1 pseudogene is annotated in these 501 nt (G+C 64.9%); it reads right to left on the bottom strand.

The features are described 5' to 3' along the window. Positions 1-501: pseudogene (locus ACGTN6_RS21125) on the bottom strand (DNA cytosine methyltransferase); the annotation flags it as partial.

Raw genomic sequence — 501 nt, 5'->3', positions numbered from 1 at the left:
CACCAGCCGCTCCCGCGCTGCTGGCAGATACTCCCCCTCGATCAAGGTGCGAGCAGGTGAGTGCCGTGGGTCAGCAACCGACCAGGAGCCATTGTCATGTCCCGCCGCGGCCGATACCGCGCCACAGCTGGCCGTCCACGGAACCACACCGTAATGCCCCGCTGTCAGGTAGTTGCTGCCTTTGCCACGGCGAAGCCCCGGGCGAGGGTCTGCAACGGCATAGGCACCTTGCCCCGTGGTACTCCCCGAGATGATTGTGCCGGTCGCCTGGTCATAAGGCGTGACCACATACTTGCCGGCGAACGCTTTGGCGCTTCGAGGATCGGCCACACTGAATGCCCCTTGCCCAGGCGATTGCTGGCCGGTGACGGCGCCGGTGGATTCGTCCCAACGGCGCACGCCGTAAGCCTGGCCATCCTTCCACCTCGCCGACTGGTTGAACCGCGGGTCGACTGGAAACTTGCCGTTTCCGGGATGGCTTTCCGGCACGATCAGGTAATC

It is taken from the genome of Halomonas sp. B23F22_20 (genome assembly GCF_043496985.1).
Lineage (GTDB): Bacteria > Pseudomonadota > Gammaproteobacteria > Pseudomonadales > Halomonadaceae > Halomonas.
Note: the sequence above shows the minus strand (reverse complement) of the source record. Positions and strands in the feature narration are given on the sequence as shown.